This window comes from Alkalibacterium sp. s-m-28 (genome assembly GCF_054658175.1).
In genome coordinates this window covers 1-24,389 of sequence record NZ_BAAGIQ010000029.1, presented here as the reverse complement: position 1 = coordinate 24,389, position 24,389 = coordinate 1, and the positions used below count along the sequence as shown (strand labels likewise).

The 24,389-nt window shown below is 42.2% G+C and carries 26 protein-coding genes and 1 tRNA gene; 10 read left to right on the top strand and 17 right to left on the bottom strand.

Annotation, left to right across the window (positions count from 1 at the left end):
* Positions 1–426, top strand: a 426-nt coding sequence (locus ACYQ4S_RS05705) for an RNA-guided endonuclease TnpB family protein (RefSeq protein ID WP_459769951.1), incomplete at its 5' end; no start/stop codon positions are given.
* A gap of 171 nt (positions 427–597) precedes the next feature.
* On the opposite strand, the gene ACYQ4S_RS05700 is transcribed toward ACYQ4S_RS05705, so the two are convergent.
* The 4 genes from ACYQ4S_RS05700 to ACYQ4S_RS05685 all read right to left on the bottom strand — a co-directional run bounded on the left by ACYQ4S_RS05700 (position 598) and on the right by ACYQ4S_RS05685 (position 3,858).
* Positions 598–1,209, bottom strand: a complete 612-nt coding sequence (locus ACYQ4S_RS05700; protein ID WP_346025074.1) for a hypothetical protein — start codon at positions 1,207–1,209, stop codon at positions 598–600.
* 131 nt (positions 1,210–1,340) lie between these two features.
* Positions 1,341–1,892, bottom strand: a complete 552-nt coding sequence (locus ACYQ4S_RS05695; protein WP_459769949.1) for a diacylglycerol/lipid kinase family protein — start codon at positions 1,890–1,892, stop codon at positions 1,341–1,343.
* Positions 1,893–1,918: 26 nt separating this feature from the next.
* A complete protein-coding gene (locus tag ACYQ4S_RS05690) occupies positions 1,919–2,251 on the bottom strand; it encodes an acylglycerol kinase family protein (protein WP_459769947.1) in 333 nt (110 codons plus the stop codon).
* A gap of 170 nt (positions 2,252–2,421) precedes the next feature.
* Positions 2,422–3,858, bottom strand: coding sequence for a glycoside hydrolase family 1 protein (locus ACYQ4S_RS05685; protein ID WP_459769946.1), 1,437 nt, complete (start codon positions 3,856–3,858; stop codon positions 2,422–2,424).
* Positions 3,859–4,068: 210 nt separating this feature from the next.
* Here ACYQ4S_RS05685 and ACYQ4S_RS05680 point away from each other — a divergent pair, with 210 nt between their 5' ends.
* The 3 genes from ACYQ4S_RS05680 to ACYQ4S_RS05670 all read left to right on the top strand — a co-directional run bounded on the left by ACYQ4S_RS05680 (position 4,069) and on the right by ACYQ4S_RS05670 (position 6,968).
* On the top strand, positions 4,069–5,235 hold the full coding sequence (locus ACYQ4S_RS05680) for an RNA-guided endonuclease InsQ/TnpB family protein (protein ID WP_459769944.1): 1,167 nt from the start codon (positions 4,069–4,071) through the stop codon (positions 5,233–5,235).
* A 271-nt stretch (positions 5,236–5,506) separates the two neighbouring features.
* On the top strand, positions 5,507–5,959 hold the full coding sequence (locus tag ACYQ4S_RS05675) for a flavodoxin (protein WP_346025077.1): 453 nt from the start codon (positions 5,507–5,509) through the stop codon (positions 5,957–5,959).
* 163 nt (positions 5,960–6,122) lie between these two features.
* A complete protein-coding gene (locus tag ACYQ4S_RS05670; RefSeq protein WP_346025078.1) occupies positions 6,123–6,968 on the top strand; it encodes an aldo/keto reductase in 846 nt (281 codons plus the stop codon).
* Positions 6,969–7,035: 67 nt separating this feature from the next.
* Here ACYQ4S_RS05670 and ACYQ4S_RS05665 read toward each other — a convergent pair whose 3' ends face one another.
* A complete protein-coding gene (locus tag ACYQ4S_RS05665) occupies positions 7,036–7,614 on the bottom strand; it encodes a TetR/AcrR family transcriptional regulator (protein ID WP_346025079.1) in 579 nt (192 codons plus the stop codon).
* Positions 7,615–7,888: 274 nt separating this feature from the next.
* Here ACYQ4S_RS05665 and ACYQ4S_RS05660 point away from each other — a divergent pair, with 274 nt between their 5' ends.
* A complete protein-coding gene (locus ACYQ4S_RS05660) occupies positions 7,889–9,127 on the top strand; it encodes an aminopeptidase (RefSeq protein ID WP_459769942.1) in 1,239 nt (412 codons plus the stop codon).
* 242 nt (positions 9,128–9,369) lie between these two features.
* On the opposite strand, the gene ACYQ4S_RS05655 is transcribed toward ACYQ4S_RS05660, so the two are convergent.
* The 5 genes from ACYQ4S_RS05655 to ACYQ4S_RS05635 all read right to left on the bottom strand — a co-directional run bounded on the left by ACYQ4S_RS05655 (position 9,370) and on the right by ACYQ4S_RS05635 (position 12,726).
* The gene (locus ACYQ4S_RS05655) at positions 9,370–10,257 is read right to left on the bottom strand and encodes an NERD domain-containing protein (RefSeq protein WP_459769940.1); all 888 of its coding nucleotides are present in this window, start codon (positions 10,255–10,257) and stop codon (positions 9,370–9,372) included.
* 459 nt (positions 10,258–10,716) lie between these two features.
* Entirely contained in the window at positions 10,717–11,166 is a 450-nt protein-coding gene (locus ACYQ4S_RS05650) for a GNAT family N-acetyltransferase (protein ID WP_346025082.1), read from the bottom strand.
* A gap of 5 nt (positions 11,167–11,171) precedes the next feature.
* Positions 11,172–11,975, bottom strand: a complete 804-nt coding sequence (locus tag ACYQ4S_RS05645) for an alpha/beta hydrolase (protein WP_459769937.1) — start codon at positions 11,973–11,975, stop codon at positions 11,172–11,174.
* A 45-nt stretch (positions 11,976–12,020) separates the two neighbouring features.
* The gene (locus tag ACYQ4S_RS05640; protein WP_346025084.1) at positions 12,021–12,446 is read right to left on the bottom strand and encodes an OsmC family protein; all 426 of its coding nucleotides are present in this window, start codon (positions 12,444–12,446) and stop codon (positions 12,021–12,023) included.
* A gap of 133 nt (positions 12,447–12,579) precedes the next feature.
* Entirely contained in the window at positions 12,580–12,726 is a 147-nt protein-coding gene (locus tag ACYQ4S_RS05635; protein ID WP_459769935.1) for an FAD-dependent monooxygenase, read from the bottom strand.
* Between the two features lie 273 nt (positions 12,727–12,999).
* Here ACYQ4S_RS05635 and ACYQ4S_RS05630 point away from each other — a divergent pair.
* The 4 genes from ACYQ4S_RS05630 to ACYQ4S_RS05615 all read left to right on the top strand — a co-directional run bounded on the left by ACYQ4S_RS05630 (position 13,000) and on the right by ACYQ4S_RS05615 (position 15,523).
* A tRNA-Arg gene (locus tag ACYQ4S_RS05630) sits at positions 13,000–13,073 on the top strand.
* A 269-nt stretch (positions 13,074–13,342) separates the two neighbouring features.
* Positions 13,343–13,975, top strand: coding sequence for a YczE/YyaS/YitT family protein (locus ACYQ4S_RS05625; RefSeq protein ID WP_346025592.1), 633 nt, complete (start codon positions 13,343–13,345; stop codon positions 13,973–13,975).
* Between the two features lie 147 nt (positions 13,976–14,122).
* The gene (locus tag ACYQ4S_RS05620; protein WP_459769933.1) at positions 14,123–14,848 is read left to right on the top strand and encodes a potassium channel family protein; all 726 of its coding nucleotides are present in this window, start codon (positions 14,123–14,125) and stop codon (positions 14,846–14,848) included.
* A gap of 414 nt (positions 14,849–15,262) precedes the next feature.
* Positions 15,263–15,523, top strand: a complete 261-nt coding sequence (locus ACYQ4S_RS05615) for a DUF2512 family protein (RefSeq protein ID WP_459769953.1) — start codon at positions 15,263–15,265, stop codon at positions 15,521–15,523.
* Between the two features lie 163 nt (positions 15,524–15,686).
* Here the strand turns inward: ACYQ4S_RS05615 and ACYQ4S_RS05610 are convergent, their stop codons facing one another.
* The 6 genes from ACYQ4S_RS05610 to ACYQ4S_RS05585 form a co-directional block, all read right to left on the bottom strand.
* Positions 15,687–17,444, bottom strand: a complete 1,758-nt coding sequence (locus ACYQ4S_RS05610; RefSeq protein ID WP_459769931.1) for an ABC transporter ATP-binding protein — start codon at positions 17,442–17,444, stop codon at positions 15,687–15,689.
* Complete coding sequence (locus ACYQ4S_RS05605; RefSeq protein WP_459769929.1) at positions 17,444–19,228, bottom strand: ABC transporter ATP-binding protein; 1,785 nt, start codon at positions 19,226–19,228, stop codon at positions 17,444–17,446. Before ACYQ4S_RS05605 ends, ACYQ4S_RS05610 begins: the two co-directional genes overlap by 1 nt.
* 436 nt (positions 19,229–19,664) lie before the next feature.
* Positions 19,665–19,988, bottom strand: a complete 324-nt coding sequence (locus tag ACYQ4S_RS05600; RefSeq protein ID WP_459769928.1) for a PTS lactose/cellobiose transporter subunit IIA — start codon at positions 19,986–19,988, stop codon at positions 19,665–19,667.
* 30 nt (positions 19,989–20,018) lie between these two features.
* Complete coding sequence (locus ACYQ4S_RS05595; protein ID WP_091267704.1) at positions 20,019–20,336, bottom strand: PTS sugar transporter subunit IIB; 318 nt, start codon at positions 20,334–20,336, stop codon at positions 20,019–20,021.
* A 586-nt stretch (positions 20,337–20,922) separates the two neighbouring features.
* Positions 20,923–21,900 (bottom strand): Gfo/Idh/MocA family protein, encoded by a 978-nt coding sequence (locus ACYQ4S_RS05590; protein WP_346024415.1) that lies wholly within the window; start codon positions 21,898–21,900, stop codon positions 20,923–20,925.
* A gap of 72 nt (positions 21,901–21,972) precedes the next feature.
* Positions 21,973–22,815: a metallophosphoesterase gene (locus ACYQ4S_RS05585; protein WP_459769926.1), complete on the bottom strand. Its 843-nt coding sequence runs from the start codon at positions 22,813–22,815 to the stop codon at positions 21,973–21,975.
* A 140-nt stretch (positions 22,816–22,955) separates the two neighbouring features.
* Between ACYQ4S_RS05585 and ACYQ4S_RS05580 the strand changes: the two genes are divergently transcribed.
* Entirely contained in the window at positions 22,956–23,174 is a 219-nt protein-coding gene (locus tag ACYQ4S_RS05580; RefSeq protein ID WP_346024417.1) for a hypothetical protein, read from the top strand.
* A gap of 139 nt (positions 23,175–23,313) precedes the next feature.
* Here ACYQ4S_RS05580 and tnpB read toward each other — a convergent pair.
* On the bottom strand, positions 23,314–24,389 hold a 1,076-nt coding region (gene tnpB, locus ACYQ4S_RS05575; RefSeq protein WP_459769924.1), incomplete at its 5' end, for an IS200/IS605 family element RNA-guided endonuclease TnpB.

Genomic DNA, 24,389 nt, shown 5'->3' with positions numbered 1-24,389 from the left:
CTCAGACGGGAGTTAGGGAAGAAAAAGAAACTGAACGCTATTCGGACACTCAATGATAAAGAAGCGAGAATCATGCAGGATATTAATCATAAGATTGCCAGACACATAGTACGGTTTGCGAGAGACATGAACTGTGGCACCATCCATCTGGAGAATCTTTCCGGCATTCGCCGGACCTCAAGACAAAGAGGAAAACACACAGCGATTCTGCATAACTGGACATTCGCTCAACTGACTGACTTCATTGAATATAAAGCAAGAGAAATCGGTATCGTTGTTAAAAAGGTCAATCCAGAGTATACCTCTCAGACTTGCCCGACATGTAAGGCCAGAAATAAAGTAACTGACCGAACGTATCAGTGCGGGTGCGGCTACCGGGGGCATCGGGATAGAGTGGGAGCTCTGAATATCGCCCAAACAACCTAACTCATATGGTCACAGTATGAGTGCCCATGGAGCTATAGGCTCTGCCATGGGAGGGGTGATGGCACACCCTTAAACTTAAGGCTTGAACAAAACAGAAATGGCCTGCGTTCGACAAAGCACTTAAGAATCCCACTGCTTTAGCTGTGGGAGTGTCAAATAATACTATCCTTCTTAGTCGATAAATTCGAACTCGAAACCTTGAGTCGCGAAAAATTCCACGATGGCTTCTCGTCTGGTTGTGTTCCCTGGGATGACCAGAATCAGGTCATCTGTTGTCCGGTACTCCTTTAGCAATGGGATGACACTTGAGTCTACACCGACCGGGTTGTCATAATGGTCCGGCTGATAATAGTCTTCGTCGTCCAGTCCTGATAGACGGAATTCCTGCATGGTGTCGTATTCAGAGTACTCTTCGAATGAAAAGTCGTCCATTAAAATGACATCATACTCCCCAGCTGTGAATTGTGCTGTAAATCGTTCAGCCATCTGACCATGAGGAGTAAATGAAGCATAAGCTGTTTCGTTTGCTCCTTCAGGTTCCAGCAGACGATTCAATTCCTGAGACAGTGGTTCTTCTTCATCAAAATCTACTTCAGGTGCCAGAACAGTCAGGTGAAAATAGGTGATCGGACGATTGATCCAGTCAACCAGGAGGTATCCGCTCACAAGGAGTGCAAACAGGCTAAGAATCACATGCCACTTGTAATAGCCCCAGAGGTAGCTGAATTTTTCTTTATTTGACTCTTCGGATTGAAGTATTTCTTTTACTTTAGTCTTTGCCATATGTTTATCGTCCTCTTTACTCTCTGCATTTATTGCTCTTACTATTTTAGCATAGGCAAAAAGCGTATTCAATCCGGGAAGAAAGTGTGACTATTTTTATACTATTTTTTCTCGACTGTAAAATCCAGCATTTACTGATTATTGTCTGTGTCTGGAACGAAAACGGTCATGTGGTGTTTTTTCACTTCCAGGTCAATTGGTAGCGAATCGCCCTCATCTCCATCTACATTAGTAACTATTTCCTTCTCATACCCTTCTTTCAGACTGATCGATCCTTTAGAAAATTTTCTGTAAAGAACATTCTCGTCGTCCGTGACATTTCCTGTAAAAATCTTTGGCACCAGATTGATTTTTTCAGCAATCGTATCTCCTCTCACAACGACTAGATGAAGGTACCCATCATCAACACTAGCTTCTGGTATCATGGTTGTAATCCCAGCTACCGAGTTGGTGAGTGCAACTAATACGAGAAATGAATCTTCATTTAGCTTTTCACCGTCCACATCAAACTTAAATGGGTACACTTCTTTTTCATTGATTGCCTTGACACCTTCAATAACATAAGCCAGCGGACCTAGTTTAGTCTTCTTCTCGATCGGCACTTCATGTACAGCATCCGGGATGGACCCGATAGCAACGATATCAACAAAGTACTGATCATTGATCTTCCCGACATCGATCACCCGTTTTGTCCGCTCTGTCAGCTTTTCTACCGCTTTTTTGGATTCATAGGAATATCGAGCACTCTTCCTAAATCGTTGACCGTGCCAAGAGGTATGAAGCCGAAAGGTGGACGGTAGTCTTCAGGTGCAATTCCATTGATACACTCGTTTACAGTCCCGTCTCCACCTAAAGCATAAATAGCGTCTACTTCTTCACGGCAGGCTTCTCTGGCAAAATGAGTCGCATCCCCTTCTCCTTCTGTCCATCTCAATTCTACTTCACTATATAACTTCTCCAGCTCTCTTTTGACTTCTGGACCGTATTCTTCGCCCTCTTCCTTACCGGAGGTTGGGTTGACGATCACAACTGCTTTTGTCACTAGACTCGACTCCTTTTCAACAGGCTTTTTATAATAAGTATGTGCTCCTATCAGTGTACTTGAATGTAAGAAAATAGTCGAAAAAACAGCCTTGATCGATCAGGCTCAGTAATAGGCTCTACTGTAGGCATCTAAGACAATCAAGACTGCTTATAACTTCAATTCTTTATTTACAGTTCTTTTCCATTGGTTTCGATCACTTTCTTATACCAGAAATAACTGTCTTTTTTATATCGTTTCAGTTCCTTTTCATCCAGCTCTTCTCTATCGACATAGACAAAACCATACCGCTTCTGATAGCCGTTCAACCAGCTCAGAAGGTCAGTATAGCTCCATGTGCAGTAACCAAGAACGTTGACACCGTCAGTGATGGCTTCCTGAACCGCCTTAACATGTTTTCTAAGGAAATCGATACGGTAATCATCATGGATTGATCCGTCTTCTTCTAGTTTGTCATAAGCACCCAGTCCGTTTTCAGTAATCAGAATAGGCAGGTTGTAGCGGCTTTCGATTCGTCTCAAAGCGATTCTCAAGCCCACAGGATCGATATCCCAGTCCCAGTCTGTCTGTTCGACGTAAGGATTATCTGCAGATTTAAATACGCCAGGCAGTCCACTTGCCTCGCTGCTTCCTTTTTTACCTGAAGTATTCATCTTACCGGCTGACACACCGTCAATCGGATTATGTTCGACGGTTGCGGTCTGATAATAGTTCAGTCCCATGAAGTCAGGATTCGCTGATTTAAGAAGAGCCATGTCCCCTTCTTCAATTGCAGGTGCCAACCCTTTTCTCTCCAGATACTTCCAGACAACCTTTGGGTACTCTCCGAAAACATATACATCCATCCACCAGTGAGCATTGAACGCTTCATTGTTTTCAGCTGCCAGCTGGTTCAATGGATGACTGTCGAGCGCATATGTCGGTCCATACGCAAAGCTTGGCCCGATCTGTCCGTTTATATCAAGTTCTCTGAAGCGTCTGATAACAGATGCGTTGGCAAGGTTGGCAATATGATTGGCCTGGTACATCCGTTTCTCGTCTACTACGTTAGGTGGATGCGCGGCCATGCGGTAACCTAGCATAATAAAAATGTTCTGCTCATTCAGACTGACCCAATATTTGACTTTGTTGTTGTAGCGCTGGAACAGAATGTCCGCATAACGCGTAAAGTCTTCGATGACCTGCCTGCTTTCCCAGCCGCCGTACTTATCCTGAAGTGCTTGAGGGATATCCCAGTGATACAGTGTCAGAACAGGTTCGATGCCATGAGCCAGCAGTTCATCGATCAGTTTATCGTAAAACTCAAGTCCTTTTTCATTCACTTCACCATCGCCGTCCGGTATGATCCGGCTCCACGCTAAAGAAAAACGATAAGCCTTGAGTCCCTGCTCAGCCATAAGGGCCACATCTTCTTTATATCTGTGATAATGGTCTACAGCCACATCACCAGTGGTTCCTTTAAAAGTCTTGCCAGGAATCTGCACGAACCGGTCCCATACCGACTCCCCTTTGCCGTCTTCTTTCGCTGCTCCTTCTACCTGATAGGCAGCTGAAGCTGATCCCCAGAGAAAATCATCCGGAAATGCATCCAGTGTTTGATGTTCCATTTTCTCACTCCTTGTTTAATGTGTATTCTCTTTCAGTATAACGGATTCATATAGTTTCACCACCAAGGAAACTCGGTACTTTAGTGCCGAGAGGAATTGGTGGGTTTGTGGAACTCAATTCTTTAGATTTTTTCACTATAGAAGTCCTTTCTGTTAACCTTTCACTATTAATTATGATATAATGTATTTAGTGAAAGGAGGTTTTGGGATATGGATATTACACTTACAGCTAAACAACAAATCTTTCCGGATGAAAAACAAGTTCAAACTTTTAAAGATACGATGAATACGTATACCAGAGCTTTGAATTTTGTTTCCGAATGGATTTTTAACCACAACTTTAACTTAAAGCAATTTAGTATTCACAAAGAAATCTATCATACAGTTCGTGAGACGTTTAGTCTAAAATCCCAACTTACGCAAAATGCGATTCGTGATGTTATTGCACGCTACAAGGCAGTCGAAACGCAACTCAAAAGTAAGGGTGGTCAATTAGAGCACTTGTGGTACCCATTGAATTTTAAGACGCCTCAGCTTACTTTGACTCGCGACCGTGATTATAGTTTCTTGAAAACAGGTCAAGTCTCCATCAATACAAACAATAAGCGTGAAAAAGTTGATATTACTTTTAAAAATCGTGAACATTTTCTTGAAGGACATAAATTGGGAGAAGCGAAACTAATCACCAAGAACGGCAGATGGTTCCTTTATATTTCTGCCACCAAAGAATACCCTGAGTTCCAAAAAGAAAAGGTTCAGCATGTCGTCGGCATCGACAGAGGCTTGCGCTCCTTGGCAACTACTTTCGACGAAAAAGGAAACAGTCATTTTATAAATGGAAAAGAAATATTAGCCAAGCGTCGCCACTTCAAGAAGCTTCGACAGTCATTGCAGAAAAAGAACACCAAATCCGCTAAACGAAGAATTCGAAAAATAGGTCAACGAGAGAACCGTTGGATGACCGATGTGAATCATCGATTATCGAAGGCACTCGTTGATTACTATGGACCGAACACCCTTTTCGTTTTAGAAGATTTAACCGATGTTCGATTTGCGACGGAAAAACACCACAAGGACAGTCGATATGAAGCAGTCAGTTGGGCTTTCTATCAGTTTGAGCAACACTTAGCTTACAAGTCCCGAATGAATCAATCGGAAGTCTTGAAAGTGGATGCCCACTATACGAGCCAGCGCTGTCCAAAATGCGGGACTATAGACAAGGAAAATCGCTTGAGCAGGGAACATGCTTTCTTTTGTAAAAATTGTGCCTATAAATCAAACGATGACCGAGTAGCTGCCATAAATATTCAGCAATTAGGAACAGAGTGGATATCCGGAACCAAACGTCCCTGCTATACGAAAGTCGAAATAAATTAAGGTACACATGATATATTCTGTGTATTGCCGTAGAAGTCAATCTGCGGGTAAAGGGTAGTCCTTTACGAGAAGTAACCTAAAATAGGAGCTTGGAATCAAGCGTTTTGTACTATTGCGCTTAGAGTTACAAGCCCGGTACTTTAGTGCCGGGTCATTGACTGTAAAATACCTTGCACTTTGTGAATTAATGAATTATTGAAACTCTCTCGATTTCATGGTATGCTTTTTTAGAAATAGGTTGCAGGGTAACCACGTAGAAAGGATGATGGTCATGCCCAAAGTGATGATCGTATATGCCAGTCTGACTGGTAATACTGAAGAGTGTGCGGAAATACTGGAAGAGGCTTTTCAGGAACTGGGAGCTGAAGTAGAAGTCGTAGAAAGCGTCTTTGCGGATCCTGAAGACTTTACAGATGCTGACATTGCAGTAGTTGGTACATACACCTACGGAACGGATGCAGATCTGCCGGATGAAATTGTGGACTTTTATGAAGAACTAGAAGAAGTCGATTTAACTGGTAAAATTTTTGGATCATTTGGATCAGGTGATACGTTTTATGAAAAATACTGCAAATCAGTAGATGATTTTGATGAACAGTTTGAAAAAACTGGTGCTTTAAAAGGTGCGGAGAATGTTAAAGTCAATCTGAATCCTGAAGAAGAAGATAGCGAAAACCTTAAAGCTTTTGCACAGAAACTGCTTGATGCTTACAACAATCTTTAACCTTATGCTCTGTCCCAGGATTTATCACTTTTTTGATAAGTGACTAATCTTGACGGATGGAGTTTTTTTACATTCTTTTACAAAAGCGATTTCATTGGCACTCTATTCTATGTTTATGTATACTTTTCAATAGGTACTAATTATTAAGAAAGTAGGAATGGACATGGCATTAACTGATACGTATGAAATGAATAACGGGCTGAAGATACCTGTTATGGGATTCGGGACCTGGCAGGCCAGTGATGAAGAGGCCAAGCAGTCCGTCTTATGGGCACTTGAAGCAGGCTACCGTCACATAGATACAGCAGCTGCCTATAAGAACGAAGAAGCAGTTGGCGAAGCGATTAAAGAAAGTGGTGTACCGAGAGAAGAAATTTTCCTAGCAACAAAACTTTGGAACCGTATGCATGGCTATGAGAAAACAAAAGAAGCCATTGAAAATTCTCTAAGCAGACTCGATACGGACTATATCGATCTCTACCTGATTCATTGGCCAAACCCTATCTATTCGCGTGATAACTGGAAGGAAGACAATGCTGGCAGCTGGAAAGCGATGGAAGAGGCAGTCGAGGCTGGTAAAATCAAGACGCTTGGTGTGTCCAACTTCAAACCTCACCACCTTGACCCACTGCTTGAAACAGCAAAAATAAAACCCGCTGTCAATCAAATTTTACTTAACCCGAGTGATATGCAGCCTGAAGTTGTCAAATACAACAAGGAACATGGCATCGTATCAGAAGCTTACAGTCCACTTGGGACAGGTAAAATTTTTGATGTTGAAGAACTGAAAGAACTGGCTGAAAAATATGATAAATCAATTGCTCAGCTTGTTCTGAAATGGAGCCTTCAGCATGGCTTTCTCCCTCTTCCTAAGACAGTGACGAAAGAACGCGTTTGGGAAAATGCGGATATATTCGACTTTGAAATCAGTCCTGAAGATATGGCAGTCATAGACGGCCTTAAAGGACGTGCCGGAGAAGCGACCGACCCAGATACAATCGAATTTTAATTCTGACTTATATAAAAAAACCATCAGCTGCAGCAGATTCAAAAAATCTATTGCAGCTGATGGTTTTTTAGTTTGCTTGCTCAGTCAGACTTTTGCTCCATACTTCAATAGAGTGGTCCACGATATCATTGACTTTCTCAATCAACTCTTCGTCCGGCATTTCGTATTTGCCTTGTGCAGTTAGTATGGCAAAGCCATGGACTGCCGGCCAGAGAATATCTAGAAGCTGCTCTTTATCTTCTCTGCTTCGACCTTGTGCTTTTTCATGTCTATCCAGGACAAGATGAAGCTGATTAAAAATGTATGCATGCAATGTAGTGACATTAACTTCTCTTCCCATAAATAATGCAGCGAAGAGACAGCCTTCATTTTTCGAGAATAGTATATAATTTTTACACACATCACGGATCTGCAGCTGCTCATCTTCCAGCTTGAATATACACTCATCCATTTTATCTTGAACATAAGCAGTCAAGTTGACTTTTAAATCATCCATATTCTTAAATTCTTTATAAATTGGCTGCGTGGAAGCGTTTAAGGATTCTGCAATTTTTCTTGCAGTAAATCGGTTAAATTCTTCTTCACGCATTAATTCCAAAGCAGCATCCAGTATATGGTGCTTTAAGATTCTTCTTTTTCGAGGCATCGTCTTTCTCTCCTTGTGTCTCTTGATCAATATACCTTGCCAACCTTAACTCTTAAAAAATAGCATAACATATTTAACCACACCCGAAAAGGTGCTTTGTAAGAACATTCACCTTACTCACTGTCCAGTTACAAAATCATACATTTTATTCTAATAAAAGAGCGGCATTTTAATAATAATCATATTAGACTGTGATGGCTCTTCTTTTAGATTGTGACAAACTGTCATCTATGCTAAGATTACTAAGGTGAATAAAATTTTAGGAGGAATAAATATGGTCTTACCAAATTTTGAAAATAATCTGAAAAAATATGCTGACTTGCTCGTTTCAACTGGAGTCAACGTATCCGAAGGTCACACTGTTGTATTAAGTATTGATGTTGACCAGGCCCCTTTAGCACGACTCATTACTGAAGCAGCTTACAAAAGAGGTGCGAAGGAAGTCATCGTTAAATGGACAGATGATGTAATCACCCGTTCTACTTTCAAATATGCTCCAGAAGAGGTTGTGTCGACAGTCCCTCAGTATAAAGTGGATGAGTCTCTCGATCATATCGAAAAAGGCGCTAGCAGGATCAGTGTTCGATCTTCTAACCCTGATGCATTGAAAGGTCTGGACAGTGACAAGATTGCTGCTGCTCAAAAAGCTAATGGCCGTGCCTTTTCTGCTATGCGTAAAGCAACTCAGTCAAACAAAGTCAGCTGGGTCGTTGCTGCTGCATCTGGTGAAAAATGGGCTGAAAAAGTGTTCCCTGAACTGGAAACTGCTGAAGAACGCGTTGATGCTTTATGGGACTCAATCTTCAAGGCTATTCATTTATATGATGAAGACCCAGTTGCTACGTGGGCTGAAAAAGATAAGACATTGGAATCTAAAGCTGAGGAATTGAATAAAGAGCAATTTGTTGCTCTACATTATACTGCCCCAGGAACAGACTTAACAGTCGGCTTGCCAAAAGGACACCGCTGGGAAGGCGCTGGAAGCTTGAACGTCCGTGGCGAGCGATTCATGGCTAACATGCCTACTGAAGAGGTCTTCACTGCACCAGATGCAAACCGGGTTGATGGTGTCGTTGTTTCAACTAAACCATTGAGCTATGCCGGAACGATTATCGAAGGCATGACATTCCACTTTAAAGACGGAAAAGTTGAGAGCGTGACTGCTGATCAAGGCGAAGAGGTCATCAAGAAACTGATTGAGACAGACGAAGGTGCTGCTCGCTTAGGAGAAGTCGCACTCGTACCGGACGCGTCACCTATTTCTCAGTCAGGACTCACTTTCTTCAATACATTATTTGATGAAAATGCATCGAACCACCTGGCTTTAGGTTCTGCATATGCCTTCAACCTTGAAGGTGGGACCGAAATGTCTGAAGAAGAACTGAAAGAAGCTGGCCTGAACCGTTCAGATGTACACGTCGACTTCATGATCGGATCAAACGAAATGGACATTGATGGGATCCGTGAAGATGGAACCCGCGTCCCTGTATTCCGTAAAGGTGCCTGGGCGTAAATTTAATAGATGTTGAAACTCACTTGCCTAGCAAGTGAGTTTTTTCTTTTTTATGGCTTTGTTTGATTGAAGTGGGTGCTCAATGGGTCATATATTGATTTATGAGGCATTGGTGGTGCTAAACTGAGGATGAATGCCTCATATACTCCTTTTATGACGGTTTGAGACGTAATAAAAAGGGACAAATGCCTCATATCTAACTTATTTAAGGCATTCGTCTGTTTTATCCGTATTTCTCCCCCTTACTCTTTTACATAATACGTTCCTTTTCTGCTTCCTTTTCCTATATATTCCTTTGCCAGCGTCCTCTGGATACTATCTTTAGTAAAAAAAGTCCCACACCAGTCATAAATGACCGACGTTTTAAGATTGTAATCGGGAAACAGTAGACTAAAAGTCTGGATTTCATTCGATATGATACGCGTATTCAGATCGAAGAAGCCACAATGTGGACAATAGGCTGTTCGCCTATTTTTCTTTCTCAATGTCAGACTGCACTTCGGACAATAGACACCCTTGTTTAAATCTTCAAATGTATATTCAGGCACCTGAATATATCGATCTTCAGTTTTGTGAAGACGCAATAATCTATCAGCACATGCTTTTTGAGCAGCCCGAACTGGTACCGATTGCTTATTCATTTGGATAATATATTTTCTTATCTGCTGAGGCAATAGAAGACTTCTTTGCTCCACGTTTCGATAAAGCACAAAAAAATCATTAATAAATACTAATTGACCTTCTATTGGACTATTGATATCAATTTTTTCCAGGAGCATTCTTAGTAAGGTGCAGGATCTATTGAGCTGACTCAGTGGGTTTAGTATGATGTTACCATATGGATAGCTCTTAAGTTCATTTTCGTGAAATGTGTACTCTCCCTGATAATTCTTAATTTCAAATAGCATAATTTTGTTTCCAGTTATAACAATGGCATCAATCTGAAAAGTCTGTCGATTAATCTCCAGACTTAAATCCTGCATAATCAAATGCTCATCATTTAGTTCATCGAGCAGCTTGTCAAATTTCTGCTCACCTTCAAACCCTTTGATTAAATGATTTCTATAGTCATTATCTTCCGGATTCAACCCCTTTCTAATCGCCAGCTGGTTCAATATTTTCAACTGCATAGGTTCAGTTCTTTTCTTTATTATGATAAGTACCCTCTCCTTTGATAGCCTCTATTATATATACTGTCAAAAGAGTGGAATAATGATTAAATTCAGTTAGATATATCTTATGCAACGGATCACTGTCTACTCAATTTATTAGTTGCAATACATTTTATCTGCTGTATATAAGATAGTGGGAAACAAAAAAAGAGGCGTGTGCCTCTTTTCCTACTTTTATTAGGCATTTATCTTATAACTACAATCTTTCCGCTGTTTTCTATGTCTTTCAGTCATTAACGGAATCAGTACCGTCTATTCTGCTATGCTCAATGCCTCATATCTTACTTTTATGAAGCATTGGAATCAGTTTGAGAGCCGCGAATGCCTCATAATGGAGCTTTAAGAAGCATTGAGACATAAAAGTAAGAGACGAATGCCTCATATCTAACTTTTATAAGGCATTCGTCTCCGAAATTTCTAAATTTTCATACTCATCAGCTGTTCACCGTTAGCTGGATCGGTCTTGTCGAGCCACTGGAAGCCGACTTTTTTGTAGAACCCGATTGCGGCGTGGTTATCTGGAGTCACGCTTAGAACGATTTCTGATACGTTCCAATTATTAGAGATATACTCGATGATCACACGCATTACATCTGTCCCTAAACCTTTGCCCTGCACATCATGGCTCAGCATCAACCGGTCGAGCCAGATATATTTTTCTTCTGAGTTGTACGCTCCAATCATTGCAAAGCCGATCAGATTGTTTTCCGAATAAATTCCATATGGGTGCCAGTCCAGACTTGTGTCGTAAGCAGCTTCGAGCAGTGACTGGGCATTCGACTCGATATGGACAGTCTGTTCGTCCGACACCTTCAATTCTGTTACTTCACGCCAGTTTGCCTCATTGACCTCGACTAAGCTGATCATTCCACTTATCCTTTGTCATGTTCTGAAGTCAGCTCAAGCGCCCACGGAAGAGCTTTTTGCATCGACTTTGTCCAGAAGTCCCAGTTGTGTTCGCCGGGTGCTTCCATGTAATCGTGATCAAGCCCCTGATCCTTCAGCCATGTATGCAGCGCACGATTCTCTTCGATCAAAAAGTCTTCAGTTCCGCATGCCATGAACAGCTCCGGTTTGTTGGTACACCCTTCGATCAGTTTATAAATGTCCAAATCATCTGTAACAGCACTGTAGCTTTTGCTTCCGAGAAGATGCCAGACACGTCTGTTGATCGGATTATCTTCTGACAAGTCGTGGAATGGGTCATCTTTCTGGAAAATCCGACTCGACAAGGCGATGACTTTACTGAATACATTTGGATAAGCATAGCCATTTCTCAAAGCGCCGTAGCCTCCCATCGACAAGCCGCCGATAAAGGTGTCTTCTCTTTTTTCAGAAAGCGGAAAGAGCCGCCGTGTTTCTCGAATCAGCTCTTCTCCGATGAATTTTCCGTAATTGTCTTCGCTCGGATGATCGAAGTAAAAACTGTTTTCGCCGGATGGCATGATGACAGCGATGTTGTATTCTGTCGCCCATTTGACAATCCGAGTATTCTGGATCCAGTCTTCGTGATTCCCATCCCATCCGTGAAGCAGGTACAGAGTCTTTAGAGAACCACTTGTTTCTTCAATCGGTTCCGGGTCATACAAGGATTTTGTTGAAGATGGAATCACTGCTGAAAACGAAACTTTTCTCATCAATTCGCGAGATTGAAATGTTACGTTCAATGTAGCCATGTGTCACTCTCCTATTGAACAGGTCTCACCTGCTGCCTGTCTAAATTATTTTTCGTCAGAAACTTCTTCACCGTTCAGGATAACCTTATAACTTAAGTCAGCTTTCAGTGAGTTAGCTACTGAACAGTATTTCTCGTCACTTAGTTTGACCGCACGCCATACACGGCTGGCCGGTACGTCTCCGTCAACATGGACGGTCACTTCGATTGCCGTGAAGAACTTAGGTGGTGTGTCATTTCTTTCCCCATCAGTGTCAATTTCCATACGGCTGATTTTGTCCTGATACGGCTTCAAAATCATGTACATGTCGATACCCATGCAGCCTGCCAGACCGCCTAGGACGGTCTCCATTGGTGACGCACCTGTTCCGTCTCCTCCAGCTTCCTTGCGGGCATCCATTCTGACCTGGTTCCCGTCTGGATTAGTCATCGTGAAGGCCAGATTGCCTTCCCACTTTGTTGATACTTTCATCTTATCCACTCCATTTCATCTATTCATTACTTATTAAAGGATAGCATATTTACTTGAAAAAATGCACACGCAAAAAATGTTCCTCTACATAATCATTTAGCAAATCTTATTCATAATGCTTATTTTAAAGGTTTCATACGGTCAGCATGGCTCTTGATGACTCCCCAGGACCTGACTTCTGATCGACCAGTTTGAACGGGACATTGTAATAAGCCAGTTCCATAGCCAGAACGAGTCCTGTTGGTCCAACGCCTACAATCAGTACCTCTTTTTCTGACATGCAAGTTCACTCCTTTTTATTAATCAGCTCCGTCACTTATGCTTTCAGTGTATATGAGGGGGCTGATATTGACAACTGAGACAGCAGATTCGCAGGCTAATCGTTGCTTCAGCTGCTTGCTCTATCTTTTAAATGTCTTTATGTAAATGAAAATGAGAGTATTGAGTGCATAGCCAGACTGTTGTATAATGAAAGTTAGGCGCATGATAATGCTTGTATAAGAGTACGGCGGAATGATTGTGCCACAAGTTTTTCTTTACATACCTATCATCTGACCCTATAGCTCAGCAGGATAGAGCAACAGTTTCCTAAACTGTAGGTCGGGAGTTCGAATCTCTCTAGGGTCGTCTATTTTTTCAGTCAGGCAGTCATGGGCTGCTTTTATTGTACAATTAATCTATTATCCTTTTTTATCTCCGTATTATGTTCCGGTCTAGACCCCTTATTTCTTCCTCTGTTTTAATCCCCTTCAAGATTTGATTAAACTACTCCCCCAGATGAGAAATCAGTCATAAATCGGAACTAACTCAATGAGAGTTTACTGCACAGAATTGACTTTCATCCTGGTAGGTCGTATGATGAAAAATAGACATTATTCAGGAAAAAGAGGGTTTATATGAAAAAAATAAAATTGACTTATTCACTAATCGGTACGTTTTTCATCAGTTTCGCGGTATCGTTCTTCCGTCTGGCTGATTTGGGTACCGATCCGTACACTACATTCAACTTAGGTGCGAGCGGCTTTCTTGATATGGGCTTCGGCTTGTTCATCATGATTTCCAGTCTAATTGCACTGATCCTGATTTATTTTGATAACCGTTCACTCATTGGTATTGGAACACTTCTAAATATTTTTATCGTCGGAAACTTTTCAGACCTGACACTATCACTTTACAATTCTTACTTCTCAGGACCTGAAGGCCTGCTTATCCGTATCATTTTCTCATTACTTGGGCTGTTATTTATTTCAAGTGGTGTGGCCTTATACACTGAGGCAAAAGAAGGCGTTGCTCCTTACGATGCGTTCCCAATTATTTTGACAGAGAAGGCAAATGGCAGATGGACCTACCGGACATCGCGTGTCATCCTTGATGTCTCATTTTCAATTATCGGCTATCTTCTAGGTGCTACTTTAGGATTCAATACGATTATTACTGCTTTCTTTATCGGACCTTTTATTCAATTCTTCCGTAAGATATTTGAAAAAGACTTGCAGACACGGGCACTACGTTATACTTCAGAAAAATAAATCAGAATGCAGCACTGGACTTTTGGGTTCAGTGCCTTTTTTTATACTAGATTCGAATAATGATTTACGGACTTTACATCCGACAGCAAACACCCTACTATTAGACTAACTACTTGCCTTAAGTCAGGCTGTATACAGGAGGATATTATGCGCTCGTTTAGACTATATAATTTTACTATGGTGGCTCTGTCAATTGCATCCATCTTTCTGATTATCCTCGATCTGGTCTCAGTTATTTCGATTGCTGACCAGCCATACTTTGCAATTGATTTGAGTTTCGTTTTTATTTTTGCTGTCGATTATATTTATCGGCTGACCCTGTCTCAAGACAAGAAAGAATTTGTGGTCCATCATGTCTTTGATCTGCTGTCAATCATTCCGTTTGTCTCGATTTTCAGACTGTTCCGTCTTTCTAGAATCTTCAGGATACTGCGTTTCTCTCATCTCATCCGACTGTCACGCTTCACTCGTCTGTTCAGTCTGAAAGTCCGGTCGCAGCGGGAAATCAAATCGATCCTTCATACAAATGGTCTTATCTATGCCTTATATACCAGTGTTCTCCTAATTCTTTTCGGATCGGTCGTCTTTTCAGTATCAGAAAATGTCACTTTTTCGGAATCAGTGTGGTGGGCAATAGTTACAGCTTCTACTGTCGGTCACGGTGAAGTCTCTCCGGTTACTCTGACTGGAAGAATTGCTGCTACCATTCTGATGTTTCTCGGACTGGCTATGATCAGTGTGCTCACGAGTTCTTTGACAACCTACTTTAACCGGTCCAAGTCGAAAGAAGCCGAAAAAATCAGTTCATTAGAAAGCAAAATCGATCAGCTGATCAACAAGGTCACAGAACTGGAAGACAAACTCCCTGAGTAGCAGGAAAACGATATGCCTGTCTTTATTTATAGGATTTTATACGTGGTGGAACTGCGTAGGCAGTTCTGCTTTTTTATTTCTTGGTTCTCTTTTTATTAAATAGTTCCTGTTTCTATATTAATTCTTTTTGGCTTATGTCCAATGCTTCTCTCGTTCTACTTTACTTGGTCTTAATCGTTCTGATCTACAGCTAGGATCATTTCTAGCTGTACCTTAGTATCATTTTTTTTCGTGAACTGTAGTTAACGGCAATCTAGCGTCATCTTAGTGTCTTTTCCTATACTAAACTGCTATTAGAAGAGGTTTAACGGCAAGTCTATACTTATTATTTTGATAAACTACAGCTAGAGGTCACTTAGCAGCAGCTTATTCCTTTTTTGTTTGATGAACTATAACTAGAAGCTTTCTAACAGTATCTTCTATCTGTTTTGTTCTATTGTGCTATACCTAGATTTCATTTATTTCATTCAATTATATCTCCACACTTTTTTACATTTAGGCGGTCTGGTTATCTTAAAAAACAGCGGGAATATGGTCGCTACTTTCGTCGATGCCGGGGCTGCTTTCGTTATTTCTGTGGCCTATCTGACTGCCATGACTGACGGAGAAGCTATTGTCGCCAGTTTTGTCTTCGCCTTGGGAGTTGCATTGTTTGAAACCTTCTTCCACAATTAGCTGCTCAAGGATCAGGCAAGCAGTTCGCGCTCACCTTACTAATTATAAAGTCATAAAAAAGAGTCATCCTCCTGATTCAGTCGAGATGATGACTCTTTTTTTGTATTCCGATCATTTACTTTGTCAACCTGAGTTAGAGTGTGACTTTTGTTATTCTTACTTCTTAAGAAGCAAGAGCCTGACCTTTTTTCTGCATTTCGTACATTTCTGCATAGGCACCGTCCAGGTTAAGCAGGCTGTCGTGTGTTCCCCGTTCTTTAATGACTCCCTGATCGAGCACCAGGATCTGATCCGCATGCTGAATCGTTGACAGACGGTGAGCAATGATAAAGGTCGTCCGTCCTTTTTTCAAAACGTTCATCGCATGCTGAATGATTTCTTCCGTTTCCGTATCGATGGAAGACGTTGCTTCATCGAGAATCAGGATTTTCGGATCGAAGGCAAGGGCACGGGCAAAGGAAATCAGCTGACGCTGACCAGAGCTTAATGTACTCCCCTTTTCGACAACCGGTTCGTCAATCCCTTTTTCAAATTTGTCCAGCAGATCCTGTCCGCCGACATCTAGAAGTGCCTGAATCGCGGTTTCTTTAGAGATTCTAGGATTGTCCATCGTGATGTTCGAGTAGATTGTCCCAGTAAAGAGGAACGGATCCTGCAGGACAATGCCCATATCTTCTCGGACAGATTGTCTGGAAAACTCTTTTGTGTTCTGGCCATCGATCATAATTTCCCCGATCTGCGGATCATAAAATCTAAAGAGCAGGTTCATGATCGAACTTTTTCCTGATCCGGTGTGGCCAACAAGTGCGACTGTCTGACCCGGTTCAGCTGTAAAGTGAATGTCTTTCAGAACATCTTTTTCTTCCGTGTAACCAAATGTCACGTGATTGAACGCAACGCGTCCTTCTGTCACTTCCATCGCTGCTTCCGGGTTGTCTTCTGGTTTCATGTCCATTATTTCAAATACCCGGTATCCAGCTGCAATCGCCTGCTGAACGAAGGCCATCTGCTGGATGATTCCTTTGATCGGCTCATACAGACGGCTGACAAAATCTCCAAAGAGATACAACATCCCCACAGAAATCCCTAGTACCCCATTAATGTACTGTGTACTGAAGTAGACCATCAGCAGCAATAGTGACAGCCGGCGAAGAAAGTCGGCAAATGTCCACTGGAAGGCAGAGTCGAGAATCACGTACTTCCGCATGACTTCGTACCACTTCCCATTGATGTCTTCGAATTCTTCCTGGATGCGTTCTTCCTGCTCGAAAGCCTGGATTATCTGCATGCCCTGAATCGATTCATTCAGTTTCCCGTTGATGTCCGAGTTCAGGTCACGTTCTTTACGGTGGAAGACTCTGGCGTATTTTGTATAATACTTGTTCCATATAAACATTATAGGAATTAGAACCAAAAGAGTCAGTGCCAGTCCCGTGTGGAAGAAAGCAATCGCTGCAAATGCTCCAATGACGTAGAATACATTGGTCAGGATCTGGCCGACTGTTGCGACGTAAAACTGCTGGCGCAGACTTTCTGTGTCGTTTGTTATACGTGCAACGATTTTTCCTGCCGGTAGATTATCGAAATAATTGATTGGCAGTTCCTGTACACGCGTGTACAACTGGTCTCTCAAAATTTTGATGATCCCGTTTGCCGCACGCATACGATAAATAGCCGAAATGTATCGGGTGATGACGGTCGAAATCATCAAGCCGAAATAAATAGCAATCAGTCGGACCAGCACATCTGTAAATTCTTCGTTCCCTGCAGCTGCAGGGGTGATGACCTGGTCAATGATGCGCTGAGCAATGATTGGTGCACCCAAGTCGGTGACCATGGACAAAACGACCAGTCCGATTCCGATCGTAAAGTAAAGTTTGTAATATTTCATATAAGAAACTAACCGTTTAACTGTCTTCATTAGTCATCCCTCCTCTTGTATGGATCTGGTGATGACAGAGGTTCATTTTCTGTGAGTTCTTTTATTTCCTGTTTTGTAAACTGATCATAGTACCAGCCGCCCTTGTCGATCAGCTCATCATGAGTGCCACGTTCCAAAATCGCTCCGTTGTCCAGAACGATGATTTCATCAGCCTCTTTAACTGCGGACAAGCGGTGAGTAGAAATGATTGTCGTCTTCCCTGCTCTGACCTGCTGAATATTATGAATGATGGTCTGTTCTGTCTTGGCATCCACAGCAGATAAGGAATCGTCCAGAATAAGAATGTCCGGATCTTTGATCAGCGCACGTGCAATGGAGATTCTCTGTTTCTGACCTCCAGAGATCGAGACGCCTTTCTCACCGATCATGGTGTCCAGTCCCCTATTCATATTTTTCAGGTCTTCTTCAAAGGAAGCCATGCGGATACTTACCAAGATATCCTCGTCAGTGGCCTCTTTTTTACCGAAGGCAATGTTGTCTCTTACGGATCGGCTGAACAGGACGTGATCCTGTGGCACATATCCGATCAGTCGTCTTAATGATGGATCGTTATATTCTGAGTATGCCGAACTGCCCATATTGAACGTTCCCGAACCAAGCGGAAACTGATTGAGCAGTTGTCTGATGAGAGTCGTTTTTCCTGATCCAGTCTTTCCGACGATTCCGAGCGTTTTGCCTTTCTTTAAGTCCAGTCTGATCTTATCCAGATTGATTGTTTCGCTTGAACTGTATTTGAAGGTGAACTCGTCAAATTCAAAATCATCGACTTGTTCTGCTTCGATCGTTCCTTTGAAATTCAGTTCATCTGTTGCATATCTGATTTCATCGACACGTCTCATAGACGCACTTCCCTGACGCAGAATGAGTACCAGTTCGGATACCGAAATGATCGGCCAGATCATCATGCCCAGATACATCTGGAATGCGACGATATCTCCTACACTAAGCGTCCCCTGCGCTACCAGAATTGCCCCATAACTCAATGCAATCATGATGCTAAGTCCTTCAAAAGCCTTGACAGTCGGTGCAAATATAGCTGCAATTTCGGATACTTTGTTGTTCTTCTTGAGCAGTCCGCTTGTCTGTTCCTTGAACTTGTCTATAAAATCAGCTTCTTTGACATAGGCACGAATCACGCGCATGCCGTCGATCATTTCCAGTACGTCATCGTTGACAGAAGAGAATGATTTCTGAGCAATTTCATAGGCTTCATCAACTTGAGCTCCTTTGACCTTTATGACATAAGCCATCGGCAGCATCGGAATAACTGCTGCAAAAGTCAGCCCCCAGTGTACGGTCAGTCCCATCATGATCACCAATGTGGCAGTGAAGCCTGTGGCACTCATCAGGACAAGCATGCCGTATCCTGCCGTATCAGCCAGGGCACGTATATCCTGAGTCCCACGGGCCATTAAGTCACCCGTACGGAATTTTTCAAAATACGGTGCTCGCATTCTTAAGAAATGGCGCATCAGTTTACTGCGCATCTCCTTCTGTAATTTATAGGCACCGGCGAACAACCCATATCCCCATAGAAAATCAAGACCATAGGTGATTATGACCAGGCCTGCGAACTGAAGGCTATACGTTCTGAGCACAGCGGCATTCATCTCGCCTGTGACGATCGCATCAATAAATCGTCCAATGATAAATGGAATAATGACAGCAAATATATTGGAGACGGCCAGAGCGATAAAGGAGCCGAGGTATTGCCATTTGTTTTCTTTAAAATAAAATTTCAGTTTTACCAGTACGTCAAACATCTTTTCTTTCCTTTCTTTCCAAAAAAATAGACAGTCCATCCCCTTAAGAGAATAGACTGTCCGAATAATTTTCTGGTTGATTACACGCAAAAAAACAAGGGATTCATTCTATTATTGAATAAGGAGGGTTCAGCCATCCCATACTGGGAGTCAGCTGTGTGCAAAAAGTAGTTTTTATTTTATCGTTTCGGTTTACTGATGTTTTCATCTTGCACGTCCTCCTCTCTCTTGTTTTTTTTAAAAACTCTCTCATCGTTTTCAACTATACACTGAAACGTTTCCATTTACAACACCAATATGACTATTTTAGCAAAAAAATTAAATAAAGAAGCTGGTGCTTAAGAACAGGCTTCATATCAGCTATTCTCAAGCAGCAGCTTCTAAATACTTTCATCGAAAATGACCTTTGACACACTAGATGTGCTGTCATTTACGTTTATTCCTCAATTCTTCGGTACATGTCGATCATTTCTTCAGCAAGGTCTCGGTAAGTCATAGCATTCATTAATGTATCCTGTGCATGTACCATCAGCAGGTTCAATTCTACAGAATTTCCCGCTGCTTCCTGCGTCAGCAGATCAGTCTGAACTCGATGGGCTTCAGTAATCGATGAATCTGCTCCTTTCAGCTTCTCCTGTGCTAGATCAAACTGACTCTTCTTGGCGGCATGGATTGCTTCCATCGAACTGCTTCTGGCATCTCCCCCGTGCATGATTAGTGCCATGATCACTTCCATTAACTCTCTGTTTTCTTCACTCATGACTGCTCCCTCCCAGGTCATTCTGGATCGTTAATCCATCAGTTCCAGCGCGCGGTCAAGGACTTTTTCTCCATTCATCATGCCGTAATCCTGCATGTTGATGACATCAATGGCAATGCCCTGTTCATTAGCCTTTTCCTCAAATTTACCTTTCATGTAACGGACTTGAGGCCCAAGCATCATGACGTCGATAGCTTGAGTTTCCATCTTGGAATCTGCTTCATTTGCAGACACAGCAAAAATCTCCACTTCCAGACCTCTGTCTTCCGCGGATTTCTGCATTTTAGATACCAGCATGCTTGTACTCATTCCAGCAGCACATACCAGCATAATTTCTTTTTTTGCCATTCCGTTTCCTCCTAATATTCTTATTAATTTTTCCTGTCTATTTTTCATATTTCCTTACTTCAATCATACACCTCTGCAAAAATCTTGTCCACTTTCTCCCTCTTGAAAGAGGGATATTCGTTTATTGACTGCCTCATTAAAGGATGATTGATTGATTGATTGATTGAGTGTGACTTCTAATATATCTTTTTGAAAGGGGATTAGTTTACTGAGTCTTTCGCTTCTGAACTGCATTATTGACAACTGATAATGTAGTTCAGAAGCTTATGACTTCCACGAACTTTACTCTCTGTGTTACTAGTGCAGTTCATGTCGTTTCTTGACTAATTAACTTAACTTTAATAGTTGGATAGTAAAGTTCATCAGCCGGTTTAATGTTGAACTACATTCTTCATATTTTGAGTATTATTTTTCCATACTAGACTTTACCCACATCATAAAAGTGCATCTAGTCAGAAAAGACACCCTGAAGGAAGTTCTCCTGCCTCAAGGTGTCTTCATCACTGTTCTGTTTAATTAAATCGTGATTCCGGCTGACCCGGATCTGTCATATCAGAGTTGCTTTAGCTATAATGTTTAGAGTTTCTTAGTTTCTTATCTCATCGAGAACAGCATGTACCTGTCTGGTCAGCGCCCACCACTCGTCACCTCGGGTTCTGCTGCTTTCACTGTCATAGTCGGACATCACTTCTGCAAAAGCCAGTGCTTCCCACATCAGAGGATTCTTAGACGGCTCGTCAAGCTTGATCGAACTTGTTTCTCTAGTTCGTGCATCGACCACTTCAGCTGAAGCCAGGCCGGTGATAGCATCCAGGACTAACGTGTCATCCGCAGTATAGACTTCAGACTGCTGCATTGACGTATTGATTTTTCCATAATTCAAGGTGACATCAAATCCATCATATCTCAAAATAGCTGTTCCTTTTCCGTCAACACCTGTTCTGATCGGTTGGGCAAATGCTTCGACCGATTTCGGCTGACCGAACCACTTGAGTGCTGCGTAGATGACATAGATTCCCAGATCATTAGCTGCTCCCCCAGCAAACTTAGGTGAAAAAATTGCCGGTTCTTCGCCATTGAGTACTTGATCATATCGGGATGAATACTTGCTGTAGGTCAATGAAGCCCCGTATATATCGGACTGATTGCTGATCAGCTCTGTCACTTTAAGAAAATTCGGTTCAAATATATGTCTGGCTGCCTCAACGACCAGCTTGTTCTGCGTTCTGGACAAATCTGTCAGTTCATCCCACTGCTCTGCAGACGTAACGACTGGCTTCTCAACGATGGCATGCTTGTTGTGCATAAGCACAGCTTTGGCCTGGTCAAAGTGCAGACTGTTTGGTGATGCAATATAAATCACATCAACCTCAGGATCACTTAAGAATGCTTCAAAATCAGAGTAGGCCTTCCTGCCTTCATGAACTTTCCTGAAATCATCGGCTTTATCCTGAGTACGAGAGTAAACTGCTTCTAACGTATACTTCTGACTTTTCACTGCCGCTTCAATAAACTGCTCAGTGATTCCGCTCGTTCCTATCGTACCTAATCTTAACTTATCCATGTATCATCGAACTCCTTCTAACTAAGTGCTCTGTTCCTCATCAGTATACCACGAGTGGGTCAGACATAGCTTCTATTGAAGTGTGATCACAACGATTTCCGGACGATTGTTGATTCTATATGGAAACGATGAATTCCCTAGACCTCTTGAAATAATCAGTCGTCTGGATCTGTGTTCTTCTGAGCTGAAAATGCCATAGTCGTATTTCGGGAAAAATCCTTGTCCGGGTGCATAAACCCCACCTAAGTAAGGAATTCGGGCTTGCCCTGAATGGGTATGCCCACTCAGGACTAAAGCGGGTGCTTTTGTCTGGTCGTACATATACTGTTCGAAATGCTCGGGTCTGTGTGCCAGAAGCACTTTAGGAAGTCGCTCCATTTCAGGCGTCAGTTCGATAGATTTAAGCATCGGTTTGGGCAGATTGATCTGATCCTCACGTTCAGCCAGTCCCATGATGACCAGCTTCTCTTCCTCGTCGACAGTCACCACTTCCGCTTCGTCCAGAAGAAGATGAACACCTGCTGCTGACAAAATCGATGTGAATTCAGAAAATGTCCCACTTGCAATATCATGATTTCCAGTAACTGCATATGTAGGGGCAATATTCGTACACAGTTCGGCAAAGCGTCTGAGCGGAGTATCAGCCAGACTGGATAATCCTGCCTGTACGAGGTCCCCGGTAAGGACGATGAAATCCGGTTCTGCTTCCTCAGTTTTCTGAATAATTGTTTCGATATAGCTTTTATTTGAACGTGGGGTCAGATGCAGATCAGTTAAATGAACGATTCTCTTTCCCTTCATCTGTTCATCAAGTTTAGGTACTGTCACTGAGTAATGTGTTGTTTCGATCAGATAGTTCTGAGTATATAAGTAAATAACTAGTGCAATGATTAAAGCCAGTAATATCCACACCATGATTCGTTCCTCCTGCAGCTGTTTGCTGTCGTTATAAAAATACTAGCTATATTGTATCATATAATGCATCTTGAAAGCGTTATTTATTTTTCTATGGTAAACTATTAGTAATAAAAGTGAGAATTCAAGGAGGGGTTATATTGGAAAACGATCCGACTTTGCACCAGGATCAGCAGAATCAGGCTGATCATTTTTTGAAAACTAAAGCGACGGAGAGTGGTAATGAGTTTATAAAACGTGACCCTGTTTCTGACGACCGGGAGCTCTCTGAAGAAGAAAAGGCTCAGATAACCAGACCGGAAGATTTCGAAAAGTTCAATCTGGACGATCTGGACCAATTGAATGATTCAAACGAGTGAACTACCCACCACTTAAATCCTCCGGATTTTGAAGTGGGGCTTCCTACGAACTCCATTCTTGTCTGCACAGGTTTCATGCAGACAGAGGAATCGGATATGGGTAGGCTCAAAAGGCAGTCCCTGCCTCATAGGTTTTCTTTTACTTGGCTAACGCCAAAAGGTTCTTGCTGGCATTGATGTCTCGGTCCAGATACTCCCCGCAATTAGGGCACTCCCATTCCCGTATGTGGAGGGGTTTCTTGCCGTCACGGTGTCCACAGGCAGAACAAATCTGGCTGGATGGATAGAACCTGTCCGCTTTGATGATTGTACGTCCTTTTTGTTCCGCTTTGTATTCCAACTGGCGGACGAATTCATGCCATCCGGCATCGCCGATGCTTTTTGCTAGTTTATGGTTCTTCATCAGGTTCTGGGTGGACAACGTTTCGATTACGATGACTTGGTTTTCGTCTGTAATTTTCTTCGTTAGTTTGTGCAAGAAATCCTTCCGCTGATTAGCAATCTTTTCGTGTTTCTTGGCGACTTGCAGGCGGGCTTTGCTCCGGTTCTTCCCGCCTTTTTGTTTGCGGGACAACGAACGCTGGGCTTTCTTGAGTTGCTTTTCTGCTTTATATAAATGGTTGGGGTTTTTGTGTTTCTCTATCTCGCCTAAATCGTTGGTAGTGATAGCGAAATCGGAAATGCCTAAATCAATCCCGATTTTTCTTTTGGTAATTTCCACTGCTTCGTCTTCTGATTTCACCAGAATAGAGACGAAATACTTTCCCGACTTGTTCATAGAAATGGTGCACGACTTGATGACTCCTTCAAACTTTCTGTGTTGGTTCAGCTTCACGAATCCAGTTTTTGGAAGTTTGATTTTCCCGTCTTCTATGCGGATATTTCCGCCTTGGTTGTTGGTGGTATAACTCGCTTTCGACTTGTGTTTGGATTTGAACTTCGGGAAACAGACGGACTTGTCTCGGAAAAAGTTTTTATAGGCTCTTTCCAGATTCTGTTGGGCATTCGCTAATGCTAGACTATCCACTTCTTTCAAAAACGGACATTCTTTTTTGTATTGCGCCGGTGTATTGTGGAGCATTTGTTTTGTTTCTTTGTAGTGGTTGATTTTGTCGCTGAGCATTTGGTTGTAGATGAAGCGGGCGCAGCCAAAACAATTCGCAAAATATTCTTTTTGCTGTTCGGTTGGGTATAATCTGTACTTGTATGCTTTCA